This window comes from Hoeflea phototrophica DFL-43 (genome assembly GCF_000154705.2).
Lineage (GTDB): Bacteria > Pseudomonadota > Alphaproteobacteria > Rhizobiales > Rhizobiaceae > Hoeflea > Hoeflea phototrophica.
In genome coordinates, this window is record NZ_CM002917.1 from 2639109 (window position 1) to 2653689 (window position 14581).

13 protein-coding genes are annotated in these 14581 nt (G+C 61.0%); 5 read left to right on the forward strand and 8 right to left on the reverse strand.

Annotated features, from left to right (window positions below):
* Positions 1 to 188: 188 nt before the first annotated feature.
* Positions 189 to 383 carry a hypothetical protein gene (locus HPDFL43_RS12550; RefSeq protein WP_040449218.1) on the reverse strand — a complete coding sequence of 65 codons (195 nt, stop codon included), beginning with the start codon at positions 381 to 383 and terminating at the stop codon, positions 189 to 191.
* 11 nt (positions 384 to 394) lie between these two features.
* Positions 395 to 619 (reverse strand): EF-hand domain-containing protein, encoded by a 225-nt coding sequence (locus tag HPDFL43_RS12555; RefSeq protein WP_007197723.1) that lies wholly within the window; start codon positions 617 to 619, stop codon positions 395 to 397.
* Between the two features lie 571 nt (positions 620 to 1190).
* On the opposite strand from HPDFL43_RS12555, the gene HPDFL43_RS12560 reads away from it, so the two are divergent.
* Complete coding sequence (locus HPDFL43_RS12560) at positions 1191 to 1466, forward strand: hypothetical protein (protein ID WP_007197724.1); 276 nt, start codon at positions 1191 to 1193, stop codon at positions 1464 to 1466.
* 73 nt (positions 1467 to 1539) lie between these two features.
* On the opposite strand, the gene HPDFL43_RS12565 is transcribed toward HPDFL43_RS12560, so the two are convergent.
* The 4 genes from HPDFL43_RS12565 to HPDFL43_RS12580 form a co-directional block, all read right to left on the reverse strand.
* Positions 1540 to 2139: an ABC-type transport auxiliary lipoprotein family protein gene (locus HPDFL43_RS12565; RefSeq protein WP_007197725.1), complete on the reverse strand. Its 600-nt coding sequence runs from the start codon at positions 2137 to 2139 to the stop codon at positions 1540 to 1542.
* 73 nt (positions 2140 to 2212) lie between these two features.
* On the reverse strand, positions 2213 to 3583 hold the full coding sequence (locus tag HPDFL43_RS12570) for an MlaD family protein (protein WP_007197726.1): 1371 nt from the start codon (positions 3581 to 3583) through the stop codon (positions 2213 to 2215).
* A complete protein-coding gene (locus HPDFL43_RS12575; protein WP_007197727.1) occupies positions 3583 to 4452 on the reverse strand; it encodes an ABC transporter ATP-binding protein in 870 nt (289 codons plus the stop codon). Before HPDFL43_RS12575 ends, HPDFL43_RS12570 begins: the two co-directional genes overlap by 1 nt.
* An 11-nt stretch (positions 4453 to 4463) precedes the next feature.
* Positions 4464 to 5654, reverse strand: a complete 1191-nt coding sequence (locus HPDFL43_RS12580) for an ABC transporter permease (RefSeq protein WP_040450163.1) — start codon at positions 5652 to 5654, stop codon at positions 4464 to 4466.
* A 103-nt stretch (positions 5655 to 5757) separates the two neighbouring features.
* Between HPDFL43_RS12580 and dgcA the strand changes: the two genes are divergently transcribed.
* The 4 genes from dgcA to HPDFL43_RS12600 all read left to right on the forward strand — a co-directional run bounded on the left by dgcA (position 5758) and on the right by HPDFL43_RS12600 (position 11548).
* Positions 5758 to 6741 (forward strand): N-acetyl-D-Glu racemase DgcA, encoded by a 984-nt coding sequence (gene dgcA, locus HPDFL43_RS12585; RefSeq protein WP_007197729.1) that lies wholly within the window; start codon positions 5758 to 5760, stop codon positions 6739 to 6741.
* 153 nt (positions 6742 to 6894) lie between these two features.
* Entirely contained in the window at positions 6895 to 7734 is an 840-nt protein-coding gene (locus HPDFL43_RS12590) for a fumarylacetoacetate hydrolase family protein (protein ID WP_007197731.1), read from the forward strand.
* A gap of 61 nt (positions 7735 to 7795) precedes the next feature.
* A complete protein-coding gene (locus tag HPDFL43_RS12595; RefSeq protein ID WP_007197732.1) occupies positions 7796 to 10111 on the forward strand; it encodes an NADP-dependent malic enzyme in 2316 nt (771 codons plus the stop codon).
* A 246-nt stretch (positions 10112 to 10357) separates the two neighbouring features.
* Positions 10358 to 11548 (forward strand): DUF2865 domain-containing protein, encoded by a 1191-nt coding sequence (locus tag HPDFL43_RS12600; protein ID WP_007197733.1) that lies wholly within the window; start codon positions 10358 to 10360, stop codon positions 11546 to 11548.
* A gap of 30 nt (positions 11549 to 11578) precedes the next feature.
* Here HPDFL43_RS12600 and HPDFL43_RS12605 read toward each other — a convergent pair whose 3' ends face one another.
* Together HPDFL43_RS12605 and HPDFL43_RS12610 are read right to left on the reverse strand one after the other, a co-directional pair.
* Positions 11579 to 12805, reverse strand: coding sequence for an MFS transporter (locus HPDFL43_RS12605; RefSeq protein ID WP_007197734.1), 1227 nt, complete (start codon positions 12803 to 12805; stop codon positions 11579 to 11581).
* Positions 12805 to 14493 (reverse strand): NAD+ synthase, encoded by a 1689-nt coding sequence (locus tag HPDFL43_RS12610; RefSeq protein WP_007197735.1) that lies wholly within the window; start codon positions 14491 to 14493, stop codon positions 12805 to 12807. Before HPDFL43_RS12610 ends, HPDFL43_RS12605 begins: the two co-directional genes overlap by 1 nt.
* Positions 14494 to 14581 lie beyond the last annotated feature (88 nt).

The following is a 14581-nucleotide window of genomic DNA, read 5'->3' on the forward strand; positions in this document are numbered from 1 at the left end:
TGAGGACCTGGACCGGCTGAGGTTCATACCGGCACCACGAAGGAGACCTGCCTGTTCGGCCGGCCCTGTGGATGACCGGCATTATCTCTTGAGAGTGGGCCGAAATTCGCAAATCCGGCAGGCAGGCTGGCCTCCAAACACCGTTCCGGGGACCAGCGCACTGGTCCCCGCAATGTAGGTGGTGGGAGTCAGTTCACGGGAGGCGTGCCGGAAGAAGGTTCTTCTGCAACTGGTGCGTTGCTCTGCGACCCTTGTAAGATGTCAGTTTGCTCCGCCTCCGCGCCGCTGCCGTCAGCCGAAGAATTATCGCAAGCGGCGAGACCGGTCAGCGCAACGGCAAGAACGGAAGCCTTGACGAGCCCGGCCATTGGATGGTTTTCCATACCATCAGCGCCTACTGTCCGCTAACTGCGGCATATTCTTCTGCGGACAGATCACCGCTTCCGTCGACATCCGCAGACCTGAAAGCGTCTTCCGATGTTTCAGGCATTGCAACCGCAACTTCCTCCCAGCTCAAGGCCCCGTTCTGATCGGAGTCAACGGCTGAAAAATCCGCGGCCTGTGCGAAAGCGGGAGCCGAAAAGCCGAGGATGGCGAGTGTTACAAGAATGCGTTTCATTGTGTCTCTCCTGTTTGCTGGCGGAATGCCAGTCCTTGTTTCCGGGTCCAATCCTTGTTCCGGACTGATGACCCGCAAACAACAGTAGGGCGCCAATGAAGGCTTCAATTCGGCCATTAAATGTCCAAAAAATGCAAAAGACAGGCAGACGGTAAAATCTTATGAAAAGCTGAAACATGACTCAAATACATTTTCACGGAATATTACTATTCTCGTAAATATGAGGCATTCTTTATTAATAATAAATATATTTCGTGATGACATAATGCGTGTGCAAGGCCGCAAGACGACAAAAATTTAAACTTAATCTTGCAACCGGATTCCGGTTGCATTTGACCTTGATCTGATTGACCTGCACGCCGACCGCCGCTGGCTAGCCGGTCCGTTCGAACGGGTAGACCCGCTCATCGTCACAGCTTGCAGATTGCGTCATTTTGCCCTGACCGCAATCACTGTTTCGGACTTCAATTGGTGAGAAAGGTTCTTACGTCGGGGTCGCGTGGGCCCGGACATTCCGGCGCCTGCGAGAGATCATGCATTGACCCTGAAACCGCTTCGGAAAGTGAAACACATGGCACTGGCAATTCCTGCATATCTGGCAATCATCGGCTTTCTCGGCTGGTGCGCATGGCGCGGTGGCGAAACCGAGAAGCTCATGTTTGTCGTCAATCTGGCCTTGCTGTGGATCAGCGCGATCTGGCTCTTTGGCTATCCGGCTTTGATCGGCCCCGCCGTTTTGGCCGCTGCGAGCTACTTGCTGTTTCTGGTGATTTTGACTTCGTCGGACCTGAAGGTGCCTGTGGCAGCAACCCGGCGCGCAGATGCTCGTCAGGACACCGACCTTTGATACATGCCCCACTCAACCGGGCGACAAGGCACATGCACGCTGCCAAGGCGTTGCCGCGGTTGCTCAATCCGGATCAGATGCGTGAGAGCGTCCAGGTCACAAGATCGGCAACAACTGTCTCGAAGGCCCGGTCAAGCGCGCGGACATAGGCGGCGTTTCCGGTGCCCGTAACAGAGGAGTTCCCGCGGAAAACTCTGGTCGCAGCCACCACACCATTGCGGTCATTGAGCACCTTGGCGGAAATTTCCACCACCGCCTGCTCGCCTGCATCGGCCCTGATTTCGAACGACCGGATTGCAGTAATGATCTTGAAGTCGATCGCCAGCCCCTCGCCCGGACGGCCGACACCACCGACGCGACCGGAATTCTCGAACGCCTGAACCAGCTTGTCCTGAACGATTTTCGGCAACCGGTCCGACCATTGTGAATCCGCCAGATACTGGATTGCCGAGGGGGATGGCCGAATGACGATCTGCTCGCTGTCGAGCGCTTTCAGAGCAGTTGGCTCGCTGATCAGGATCTGGCGGTTGCGTGCGCTGTCTCCCGTGACGGCAGGAGCCGGAGACAAGCCATAGGTGTCGGGCGGCGTGGAGCCTCCGAGGCCACCGCCGCAGCCGGCCAGCACCAAGAGCAATGTGATGGCAACAATCAGCCGAGCCGGTTTCAAACGCATTCCACTTCCCCGCCCGGCCTCATGCCGCGCTGCAAACATATTAGCGCAGTCTTGCGTAGCACGCCCCAAAGAGTCAACGCCGTGTCCGCCCGTCATACTGTTTGACCGTCTCGCCCCCGAAGAGGAGCCGCTGCGGGTCACGCTCGATGCTTGTGATCGACTGCTCGATGCGCTGGATCGAGCGACGGGCATCATTGACGAGTGCCTCGACGTCACGCAGCCCGGATCCCGAAAACCTCTGCAGGTTGTCAGCGATCGGGCCGATGCGGGCATTGAGCGAATTCGCCACCTCACGGAACGATTTGAGCGTCTCTTCGGCATCCGCAATCAGTGACGAGGCATCGCCCTCGCCCAGGAAGCCGTCCAGCTTGGCCAGCACGCCATCAACCCGTTCCGACGCTGCATTGAGCCGCCCGGACATTTCCTTCACATCGGTGATGATCAGATCAAAATCCTCTTTGCGCGCGCCAAAGGTCTCAGCCACGCCGCGGGCGTCGGCAAGCGTCTGGCGGGCATCGGCACTGGCAACGGTGATATTGTCCATCACCTCGCCCACTTTGGCCGGGTCCACGCTCGCAATCACCGCATCGACCTTGTCGAGCGAGGCTCCCGCGTCCGTGACGAATTGCTCAAGAGATTGCGCCGTGCCGCGCAGGGATTCGAGCGTCTTGATGATATCGCCGGAAGAAGCCGCGAGATCGCCGGTGACCTTGTCCACGGAGCTAACGATGTTGCGCACCTGGTCCGGGTCAACAGCATTGATCAACCGCTCCGCGGACCCAAGCGTCCCCTCAAGCTTGACAGACAGGGACTGCACCGTACCGGAAAGGGCCGACACGCTCTTGAGAAACTCGTCAATGCCATCGGCATTGTCGCTGAGTGCTGCGGAAAAGCTCTCGGCGTTCCTCAGCGTCCCGGTCAGCGGCGAGCGTGCCTCCTCGACGAACCCCTCCACCTCGCCAATCACACGATTGACCCGGGTGAGAATCTCATCGGCTGTCGCCAGCAGATTGGTCACGCCGGACGGGTCAGCCTCGATCACCGCCACACCGCTGTCGGAAATTGCCTGATCAAGGATGTTCGGGTTGCTCGGCGTTCCCCCCTGCAGCTCGATATAGGCGGATCCGGTCAGGCCCTGAATTTCAAGGGCGGCGCGCGTGTCGGTGTAGATCGGCGCGTCAGAGCGCACCACCGTGTCGGCAATCACAAAATTCGGGCTGTTCGGATCGATGTTGAGTCGCCGCACGACGCCGTAGGGGATACCGTTGAAGTGAACGGGAGATCCGACCGAGAGCCCGTTGGCAGAGCCCGGGATCCGCACCACCAGCTGCGTTGTGTCGCCGGTGCCGCCATAGCGCGCCATCCAGTAGACGAATCCGAACGCGGACACCATCACAAGCACCGTGAAAAATCCGACAATGGCGTAGTTTGCGCGTGTTTCCATCAGGTTGCTTCGCTTTCTTGCCGGGCGCCTTCGGTCTGCTGCTGCCCAGTGCCCTGAGCACCGGAATTGCCACGCGTCTTCCGCTCGGGAATCCGCCGCGCACGCTTTCCTTGGAAATAGGACTGTACCCAGGGATCGTCAAATGAAAGCATGTCGTCGATGGTCCCATCCACCAAAACCCGTTTCTGCCCCAGAACGGCGATCCGGTCACAAACCGAAAACAGGCTGTCGAGGTCGTGGGTCACCATATAGACGGTCAGGCCCAGCGTGTCGCGCAACTGGGCGATCAGCTCATCAAATTCCGCTGCGCCAATCGGATCAAGGCCCGATGTCGGCTCATCGAGGAAGACCAGATCGGGATCCAGCGCCAGTGCCCGCGCCAGGGCCGCGCGCTTGATCATGCCGCCCGAGAGCTCGGAGGGGTACTTGTCCGCTGCGTCCGGCGCCAGGCCAACCATATCGATTTTCAACTCTGCCAGTTCATCCATCAGTTTCACCGGCAGATCCAGATATTCGCGCATCGGAACCTGAATGTTCTCGCGCACCGTCAGTGCCGAAAACAGGGCACCATGCTGAAACAGCACACCCAGACGCATGTCGAGGCCGATCCGGGTTGCTTCATCAACGGTGTCGTAATTCTCGCCAAGAATGCGGATCACACCCTTTTGTCTTGGAATGAGCCGCAGGATCGAACGCATCAGCACCGACTTGCCGGTGCCCGACCCTCCGACAAAACCGAGAATTTCACCGCGATACACATCCAGATCGAGATGATCGAGCACCACGTTCCGGCCAAAGGCCACACAGATGTCACGCACGGACAGGATGACTTCGCGGTCGGCCTCGGTGTGCTTTTGGGGTGCGCGCATCTTGTCCAGCCTCAAAAATCAATTGCAGCGTAGAAGATCGCGAAGAGCCCGTCGACCAGGATCACAACGAAGATCGATTTGACCACCGAGGCGGTCACCCGCCGGCCGAGCGATTCGGCGCTCCCGCCCACCTTCATGCCTTCCACCGACGCGACAATGCCGATGATCAGGGCCATGAAGGGAGCCTTGATCATGCCCGATGCAACTGTGGTCATGTCGATCGCTTCACGCAATCTGGATGTGAAGACATCAGGGGTAATGCCCGAATAACTCCATGCAACCGCCGCAGCTCCCGCCAGCGCCGCGAAATTCGCCACCACCGTGAGCAATGGCAGCGCCACCGTGAGCGCCACCAGCCGCGGAAAAACCAGAACGCCAACGGGGTTGAGCCCGATCACCTTGAGCGCGTCGACCTCCTCACGCATTTTCATCGACCCGATTTCGGCCGTGATGGCACTGCCGGAGCGGCCTGCGATCATGATTGCGGTCAACAGCACCCCGATTTCACGCAATTGCAGAATTCCAACCAGATCGACGACGAACACCTCCGCCCCGAAATAGCGCAGCTGAAATGCGCCCTGCTGGGCGATGATCGCGCCGATCAGAAAGCTCATCAGCATGATGATCGGCACGGCTCGAACACCCATGTGATCGATCTGGGTTACAATCGCGGCGGGAGAAATGCCCGCAGAGCGGTCGAGTTTCAATTGCGCGCCGCGGACCGCCGACCCGAGGATGTACATTGACGCAATCAGATCGTCGAACAGCTCGTAGAGGGCGCGCCCCACAGGAGCAAAAATCCGCTGGAACAGCGGCGCCCGCTCGGTTGCCGCAACCTCAGCCCGGTCGGCGGGATCGGGAATCGCCGAAAGCAGCCCGGAGACGGGCTTTGAGGCTCCCTCGATTTCAACCGATGCGCCCTGGCCTTTTGCCACAACCATCGTCTTGCGGACCAGCCATGCGCCTGCGGTGTCGAAATTGCTCAGATCCGACAAATCAATGACCAAGTCCGCGCCGGAAATCTTCTTCTGAACACTGAGAAGTTCCCCATAGACCCCGGCAATTGCAGCATGCCGCCAGTCCCCCCACAACGCCAGCCGCTGGCGCCCGCCGGAAACCTCGAGCGAAACCCGCGGCGACGCGTAAGCGCCGTCAACCTTCGGAGCAGCATCTGCCCTTGTATCTTTTTGCGGTTCGGTCAACATGTTCCACACATAGCGGCTCGCACCGGAACTGTCACCGCACAGCTTCTTGATATGCAGCCGCCAAGCCCGCCAAATGCCATGTTTTACGGACACAGTTGCAATGCCAAGACAGCTCCACGCCCGAATCGACAGTTTCCCGCTCGCCAAGGCGTTCAACATTTCCCGCGGCGCCAAAACCGCTGCCGATGTGGTCACTTGCACAATCAGCGAAAACGGCAAACAGGGACGCGGCGAATGCGTGCCTTACAAGCGCTATGGCGAAACCGTTGAAGGCGTGCTTGAGGCGATTGAAGCCTATGCCGGAGCGATTGCCGGCGGCGCAAGCCGTCAGGATCTGCAGACAGCCATGAAACCAGGAGCTGCACGCAACGCGATCGACTGCGCGCTGTGGGATCTCGAAGCCAAGCTCAGCGGCCAGCGCGCCGCCGTCCATGCCTGCAAAATCCTGCCCCGGCCCCTCCCAACGGCGGTGACGGTATCGCTGGGCGATCCGGCGGACATGGCCGACGAGGCCCGGGCCCATTCCTCCCAGAAGCTGCTCAAGGTCAAGGTCGGCACCTCCGATGATCGCGCCCGAATGCAAGCGGTGGCGAGCGCGGCACGCGGTGCGGAGATCATTCTCGACGCCAATGAAGGCTGGGATGAGAGCAACATCCGCGAGCATCTGCTGCTGGCGGCCGAGCTGCATATCTCGCTGATCGAGCAGCCCTTGCCCGCCGGCAAGGACGAGATTCTTGCCCATATCCCGCATCCGGTACCGCTGTGCGCGGACGAAAGCGTTCACACCATTGCCGATCTCGACAAGCTCGTCAGTCTTTATGACGCAATCAACATCAAGCTCGACAAGACCGGCGGCCTGACCGAAGCGCTGCAAATGCGCGACCGCGCCCGGGAACTGGGCTTTGGCGTGATGGTCGGCTGCATGGTCGGCACCTCGCTGGCCATGGCCCCGGCGGTGCTTCTTGGGCAGGATGCCGATTGGGTCGATCTCGACGGCCCGCTGCTTCTTGCCAAGGACCGTTCGCCCGGCCTGTCCTATTCCGGCTCTCTGGTCTCGCCCCCCTCGCCCGAGCTTTGGGGCTGACGGCGCAAAACCCGCCGGATTTGAAGCCACATCGATTGTCTGCGAGGCCAAACGACAGCTTGTGGTAAATTTGCACGTTACAGGATTTCCCACACGCCCCTGCTTGGGATAGAAGGGACATCGAAATCGATCTTGCCGAGGGGGAATACCAGCATGAAACTCGTTCGTATTGGGCCGAAAGGCGCTGAAAAACCTGCAATCGCGACCGAATCCGGCTTTGCCGATCTGTCGTCGGTGATCTCCGACATCACACCGGAAACGCTTGCGGACCTGCCTTCTGCGCTCAAGGGCGTCGACCTTTCCAGCCTGCCTGCCATTGAACCGGGCCGGTTCGGTTCGCCGATTTCGCGCACCGGGCATTTCATCGCCATCGGCCTCAACTACGCCGACCACGCGGCTGAAAGCGGAATGCCGATCCCGGCTGAACCGGTGGTGTTTTCCAAGGCCCCGAGCTGCCTTTCCGGTCCCGATGACGATGTGGTTCTCCCGCAAGGCGTCGAAAAGGCCGACTGGGAAGTCGAGCTGGCCGTTGTGATCGGCCGTGAAGCCGATCATGTCAGCCGTGCTGACGCGCTCGATCACGTCTTCGGCTACATGGTCTGCAACGACGTTTCCGAACGCGCCTGGCAGATCGAAGGCACCGGCCAATGGATCAAGGGCAAGAGCGCACCGACCTTCGGCCCTGTCGGCCCCTGGCTGGTCACCGCCGACGAGGTCGGCAATCCGCAGACGCTGGACATGTTTCTCGATGTCAACGGCAAGCGATGCCAGACCGGCAACACAACGACCATGATTTTCGCCATCGACGAGATAATCTCCTATCTCTCGCGCCACATGGTGCTGATGCCAGGTGACATCATCACCACCGGCACTCCTCCCGGTGTGGGCATGGGGATGAAGCCGCAGACCTTCCTCAAGGAAGGCGACACCATGCGCCTGGGGATTGCGGGGCTGGGCGAGCAGAACCAGAAGGTGGTGCGGCGCAAGGCCTGACAAGGGCCGGACATCGCAGCCAGATCACCACCAAATTGCTCCGACAGGATACCATCCGAAAATGACCTCCAAAGACGCCAAGCGCGGCAGCGATCCCAAACCCTCGAGTGGCGATCTCGACGAGAACGCGTTGTTCTACCACCGCTATCCGCGGCCGGGAAAACTCGAGATCCAGGCCACCAAGCCGCTGGGCAACCAGCGGGATCTGGCGCTGGCCTATTCGCCGGGCGTGGCGGCTCCCTGTCTGGCCATTCGTGACAACCCCGACGCCGCAGCTGCCTACACCTCGCGCGCCAATCTGGTTGCCGTGGTCTCCAACGGCACCGCCGTGCTTGGCCTGGGCAATATCGGTCCACTCGCCTCCAAACCGGTGATGGAAGGCAAGGCGGTGCTGTTCAAGAAATTCGCGGGCATCGATGTTTTCGACATCGAGATCGATGCCCCCGAAGTCGATCGAATGGTCAGCGTCATTTCCGCTCTGGAACCGACCTTCGGCGGCATCAATCTCGAGGACATCAAGGCGCCCGAATGTTTCGAGGTCGAGCGGCAGTTGCGCGCGATCATGGAGATCCCGGTTTTCCACGATGACCAGCACGGCACCGCAATCATCGTTGCCGCGGGCATTCTCAACGGCCTGGAACTGGCCGGAAAATCGCTCACCGACGCCAAGATCGTCACCTCGGGTGCGGGAGCCGCAGCACTCGCCTGCCTCAACCTGCTGGTCGCCCTTGGCGCGAAACGTGAGAACATCTGGGTCCATGACATCGAGGGCCTTGTCTATGAAGGCCGCGAAGTGCTCATGGACGAGTGGAAATCGATCTACGCGCAACCCAGCGACAACCGCGTGTTGAGCCAATCGATCGAAGGTGCCGACGTGTTTCTCGGCCTGTCCGCCGCGGGCGTTCTCAAGCCTGAAATGCTTGCGACCATGGCGGAAAAGCCATTGATCATGGCGCTCGCCAATCCTTCACCGGAGATCATGCCCGATGAGGCCCGCGAGGCCCGGCCCGACGCGATGATCTGCACCGGGCGCTCGGACTTCCCCAACCAGGTCAACAACGTCCTGTGCTTCCCCTATATTTTCCGCGGTGCACTTGATTGCGGCGCACGCACCATCAACGAAGAAATGAAGATGGCCGCAGTGCGCGCCATTGCCGAACTTGCGCGCGAGGAACCCTCCGACATCGCCGCACGCGCCTATTCCGGCGAGACCCCGGTGTTCGGACCCGAATATCTGATCCCCTCGCCTTTCGACCAGCGTCTGATCCTCAGGATCGCGCCGGCTGTCGCCAAGGCCGCCGCCGACTCCGGTGTGGCGCGGCGACCGATTTCCGACATGGAAGCCTATGTCGATCAGCTCAACCGGTTCGTGTTCCGCTCCGGCCTGATCATGAAGCCGCTGTTCACCGCCGCCAAGGCCGCGACGAAGAAGCGGGTTGTCTTTGCCGAGGGCGAGGACGAACGCGTGCTGCGCGCAGCCCAGGTTCTGCTTGAGGAAGGCATTGCCGAGCCGATCCTGATCGGCCGTCCCGGCATCATTGAGAACCGCTTGCAGCGCTTCGGGCTGAGAATTCGCCCCGATGTCGACTTCCAGGTCACCAATCCCGAAGACGATCCGCGGTTCCGCGATTATGTCGACGAGTATTTTTCGATCGTCGGCCGGCTTGGCGTGATCCCGGAGGCTGCGCGAACAATCGTACGCACCAACGCCACCGTCATTGGCGCTCTTGGCATCAGGCGCGGCGAGGCTGACGCCTTGATCTGCGGCCTGGAAGGACGCTATGCACGGCATCTGCGCGATATCTCGCAAATTATCGGCAAGCGCGACGGCGTCGCCGATTACTCCGCATTGAGCCTGCTCATCTCTCAGCGTGGCGCGACCTTCTTCACCGACACCTATGTGTCGCTGAACCCATGTGCCGAGGAGATCGCCGAAACCACGATCATGGCCGCGCATGAGATCCGCCGTTTCGGGATCACACCAAAGGCGGCGCTGGTCTCGCATTCGAATTTCGGTTCGCGCGATTCCGACAGCGCCAGCAAGATGCGCAAGGCGATGCAGATCATTCACGCGCTTGCCCCGGAGCTGGAAGCGGATGGCGAAATGCATGGCGATTCCGCCATTTCCGAAGCCCTGCGCAAGCGCGTGATGCCCGACAGCAGTCTGAGCGGCGAAGCCAATCTTCTGGTGTTTCCAAATCTCGATGCGGCCAACATCGCACTCGGCGTGGTCAAGACCATGACTGAGGCGCTGCATGTGGGCCCGATCCTGCTGGGTTCGGCCATGCCTGCCCACATCCTGTCGCCATCGGTGACCTCGCGTGGCGTGGTCAACATGGCGACACTGTCGGTCGTCGAGGCCTCCTTCCCGGAGTAACGCATGTGCCGTTCACAGGGCTTCGATTGAACGACAAGCCGAATACAGTGTGCCCGGGCTTCCTTACCCCTTCGAGCCGGTCCTCTTAGGAGCTACGGCGCTATCACCCGGCTCCGCGCCCCGGTTAAGGTAAACAAACGGTAGAGATTGGCGCGATCATGATTGACGGCTAATATGGAGCTTGTCGCGCCAGATGGTGTTTGCCAGCCGGCGCGCGCGTAACCGCGTAATTGTCTGGAGTTCTCCATGCGCCGGATCTGGTTCCACAGCGCCCTTGTCGGCCTGGCCTTGACCCTTGCGGGCACAGCGGTGGCTGAAGCTTCCGATGTCTGCACACGGCTCAAGGCTCAAATGGCAAGCACCTCATCGCAGTCCGGCTTCTCGTCCAAGTACCGCCGCTATGCCGATGCAGTGGAGAAGCAGGCACAGGAGATGAGAAAGCTTCGCGCCGACCTGGGCCGCTATGGCTGCACCACCGGCAGCTTCATCGTTCTGAGCGGCAGAAACGCCAAGGCGTGCGCCAAGCTCACCGCAACACAGACCAAGATGCGGGCCAATCTTTCCGCTCTCGAGCGCAAGCGGGATTCCTATTCCGAACGTGACAACAGGGCTGCCAAGCGCCGCATTCAGGCAGCTTTGAAGGCCAATGATTGCGACGGTCGCCGCGCCGCTGTTCATGCTGCTGCCCTCAAGGGGCAGAAGGACGCAAAACGCCGCGGGCAGCAAGGCAAATCAAGCATCGTTGCTGTTCTGAGCGGCACGGATGCAACCCAGAGCGCGCCAGTCCGCGCACGTCGTTCCGTCAAGGTGGGCACGCAGGGCGCGCGTATTGTCGTGGAGCCGCCCGCTGCGCGCGGCGGGAACTACCGCACCCTGTGCGTGCGCAGTTGCGACGGTTTCTTCTTTCCGGTTTCATCGGCTGCCTCACCTTCGGACTTTGCCCGCGACGAACGCACCTGCCAGATGATGTGCCCGGGCACCGAAACTGCGCTTTATGCCCACTTTGCGCGCAGTGAGGAAAGCGAGGACATGGTTTCCGTTCGAACCCGTACGCCTTACACCGATATGCCGAACGCCTTCGCCTACCGCAACACCGACGCGCCAATGAGCAAGGCCTGCAGCTGCAACATGCGCGCCTTCCATCAGGAAATGATCCGCCGTGAAGCCATTGTGAACGGCACCGCGAGACCCGACGCGCCGGTGACAACATGGGTGCGCCCATTCAACCGGCCCGACCCCGGCGAAGATCCGGAAACGGCGCTCAATGCCGAGTTGCGGCTGACCACGGAAGATGTCGCAGCCGTGCTCGCAGCCTCGCAGATCGAGCGTCCACTCACGCAGGAACGCCAGCAAGTGCGCATGGTCGGCCCCGCATTTCTGCCCGAGCAGGATGGCGGCCTGGATCTCAAAACCGGCGGGCAGCAGCTGTTCCGGTGATCCCTGTGCGGCTCACGGCCTGACACGGTATCAGGCCAATGCTGCGGATGCGCGCCGCTGCAGTGCCTTGCGGCTGACCAGCGCCATGACGAGACTGATGACACCGCAGTACACGCCCATGGCCGCGATCTGCCCGGGATAGGACACTCCGTGGTCGATCAGCGTTCCGGTAAGCCCCGGCCCCATCGCGGTCCCAAACACCATGAAGGCAACGATCAGCGAACGGATTCCGCCGAGATTTCTGGTCCCGTAGAGCTCGGGCCAGAGCGCCCCGAACAATGTCGATGCAAAGCCGTAGGACACGCCCATCAGCGCCATGAACGCATAGGCGCCCCAGGCCGCATCGGTGAACGCCAGCACGAAGCATGACAGCGACAGCGGCACCAGAAATGTCGGCAGCAGCTTGATGGCCGAGAACCGGTCGACCAGTTGTCCGCTCACCAGTGCAAACACGATCGTCATGCCCGACATCACCGCGAATGATGTGGCGAATACGGTCGGCGCCCAACCGCGCAATTCCGACAGATAGACCTGGTGGAAGAATATGGTCGTGCCGATAAAGGCCGGAGCAAGAACACCCGACATCACCGCCCAGAACAGCGGGTCCCGAACCACTTCGCCCCGCGTCCAGTCCCGCTCAACCGGTGATCCGGGATCGTGCGCCACCGATTGCGGCACCCGCTCGACCTTCATCAGCTGATAGACAAGCGGCAGCGCAACCAGCATCAGCACCAGAGCTGCAACCAGCCAGGACCCGCGCCAGCCGAGAAGCGCCGCAATGGTCACGAAGCTGACGGGAAACACCGCCTCGCCGAGATTGACGCCGATGGTGGTCAGCGACACGGCTCGGCCGCGCTGGGCGGCGAACCAGCGCCCCATGGCCGTCATCGCGATGTGGGTGAACATCCCCTGCCCGAACAGCCTGAGCAGATAGATCGCCAGCACCAGAAGGGCGAGCGAGCGCGACCAGGCCATGATCACGCAGGCAAGCGCCAGCATCGGTGCCGACAGAAGCACCGTCGCCGAAACGCTGATCCTGTCAATGATCTTGCCCACCTGCGGCAGCGAGGCAGCGCTGGCGAGCGTCGCCAGCATGTAGATCGCACCGAAATCACCATGGCTGAGGCCATAATTCGCGCGGATCTCACCCGCCGACAGCGAGATGAAGAAGGTCTGCCCGAAGGACGAGAAGAACGTCAGCAAAAACCCGCCGGCGACCCAGCGGGCATTGTCGCGCAGAAAATGGAGGACGGGCATCAGCGATCCCGATACCTGTTGGTGATTGGATACCGCCGGTCGCGGCCGAAGTTCTTGCGGGTGATCTTGACGCCCGGGGCAGACTGGCGGCGCTTGTATTCGGCGATGTAGAGCAAATGCTCGATCCGGTGCACGGTGGCGATGTCATGGCCGCGCGCGACGATTTCCTCAACGCCCATTTCATGTTCGACGAGGCATTCGAGAATGTCGTCAAGCACCTCATAGGGCGGCAGGGAATCCTGATCGGTCTGGTCCGGCCGGAGCTCGGCGGACGGCGCCTTGTTGATGATGTTGACCGGGATCACCTCGCCCGAAGGCCCGAGCGCACCGGGCGGCACGTGTGCGTTGCGCCAGCGCGACAGCGCATAGACCTGCAGCTTGTAGAGATCCTTGATCGGGTTGAAGCCGCCATTCATGTCGCCATAGAGCGTGGCATAGCCGACCGACATTTCGCTCTTGTTGCCGGTGGTCACCACCATCGAGCCGAACTTGTTGGAAATCGCCATCAGGATGACGCCGCGCGCCCGGCTCTGCAGGTTCTCCTCGGTGATACCCTCGTCGGTGCCCTCGAACATCTCGCCAAGCGCTGACAGGAAGCCCTGCACCGGCTCCTCGATCGCCACCGTATCGTAATGACAGCCCAGCGCCCGGGCGCAGGCCTCGGCGTCGGTGAACGAGCTTTCGGACGTATAGCGGTAGGGCAGCATGACGGTGCGCACGCGCTCCTCGCCCAGCGCATCAACCGCAAGCGCGGCGCAAAGAGCGGAATCGATGCCGCCGGACAGTCCCAGCACGACATTGCGGAAGCCGTTCTTGTTGACGTAATCGCGCAGGCCCAGCATGCAGGCGCGGTAATCGGCCTCCTCGCCCTCCGGGACCACCGACATCGGCCCGGGTTTGCAACGCCATGTTCCATCGTCCTGGCGCTTGAAGGTGACGATCGAGACCGTTTCCTCAAACTGGCTCATCTGGAAGCCGAGACTCTTGTCGGCATTCATGGCAAAGCTGGCGCCGTCGAACACCAGTTCGTCCTGTCCGCCGACCTGGTTGGCAAAGACCATCGGCAGCCCGCTTTCGATGACCTGGCGAAGCACCACCTGATGACGGACATCGACCTTGCCGCGATAATAGGGCGAGCCATTGGGCACCAGCAGGATCTCCGCACCGCTTTCGGCCAAGGTTTCGCAGACGCCGAGATCGCCCCAGATGTCCTCACAGATGGGAATGCCCAGACGCACGCCGCGGATCGCAACGGGCCCGGGCATCTCGCCCACATCAAACACCCGCTTTTCGTCGAACTCGCCGTAATTGGGCAGATCCACCTTGTCGCGGCTGGTCACCAGCTTGCCGCCATCCAGCACGGCAACCGAATTGTGCCGCTTGCCATCGTCCGAGCGCGGATAGCCGATGATCACAGCGGGGCCGCCATCGGCGGTGTCGGCGGCAAGCTCGTTGACCGCCTTGAGGCAACTGCGGATCAAGGCCGGCTTGAGAACCAGATCCTCGGGCGGGTAACCCACGATGAACAACTCGGTAAACAGCACAATGTCCGCGCCATGCCGATGCGCATCGGCCCGCGCTTCGCGTGCCTTGGCAAGATTGCCGGCAACATCGCCCACGGTGGGGTTCAACTGCGCAACGGCAATACGGAGAGTATCAGTGGCGGATGTGGGAGCTGTGATCGTCATGGCTTCGGTCTTAACCCGGATTGAAGCGCATGGAAATCATCGATTTTGCCTCAGGGGCTTTGCGCAATTCATCCGGCGACCAGTGCTG

What these genes read in the sequence shown, in the direction of transcription:
- dgcA (WP_007197729.1), top strand. Translation starts at nt 5,758, where the DNA reads ATGCCAAGACAGCTCCACGCCCGAATCGACAGTTTCCCGCTCGCCAAG.
- HPDFL43_RS12610 (WP_007197735.1), bottom strand. Translation starts at nt 14,493, where the DNA reads ATGACGATCACAGCTCCCACATCCGCCACTGATACTCTCCGTATTGCC.
- HPDFL43_RS12550 (WP_040449218.1), bottom strand. Translation starts at nt 383, where the DNA reads ATGGAAAACCATCCAATGGCCGGGCTCGTCAAGGCTTCCGTTCTTGCC.
- HPDFL43_RS12560 (WP_007197724.1), top strand. Translation starts at nt 1,191, where the DNA reads ATGGCACTGGCAATTCCTGCATATCTGGCAATCATCGGCTTTCTCGGC.
- HPDFL43_RS12570 (WP_007197726.1), bottom strand. Translation starts at nt 3,583, where the DNA reads ATGGAAACACGCGCAAACTACGCCATTGTCGGATTTTTCACGGTGCTT.
- HPDFL43_RS12565 (WP_007197725.1), bottom strand. Translation starts at nt 2,139, where the DNA reads ATGCGTTTGAAACCGGCTCGGCTGATTGTTGCCATCACATTGCTCTTG.
- HPDFL43_RS12590 (WP_007197731.1), top strand. Translation starts at nt 6,895, where the DNA reads ATGAAACTCGTTCGTATTGGGCCGAAAGGCGCTGAAAAACCTGCAATC.
- HPDFL43_RS12605 (WP_007197734.1), bottom strand. Translation starts at nt 12,805, where the DNA reads ATGCCCGTCCTCCATTTTCTGCGCGACAATGCCCGCTGGGTCGCCGGC.
- HPDFL43_RS12555 (WP_007197723.1), bottom strand. Translation starts at nt 619, where the DNA reads ATGAAACGCATTCTTGTAACACTCGCCATCCTCGGCTTTTCGGCTCCC.
- HPDFL43_RS12600 (WP_007197733.1), top strand. Translation starts at nt 10,358, where the DNA reads ATGCGCCGGATCTGGTTCCACAGCGCCCTTGTCGGCCTGGCCTTGACC.
- HPDFL43_RS12595 (WP_007197732.1), top strand. Translation starts at nt 7,796, where the DNA reads ATGACCTCCAAAGACGCCAAGCGCGGCAGCGATCCCAAACCCTCGAGT.
- HPDFL43_RS12575 (WP_007197727.1), bottom strand. Translation starts at nt 4,452, where the DNA reads ATGCGCGCACCCCAAAAGCACACCGAGGCCGACCGCGAAGTCATCCTG.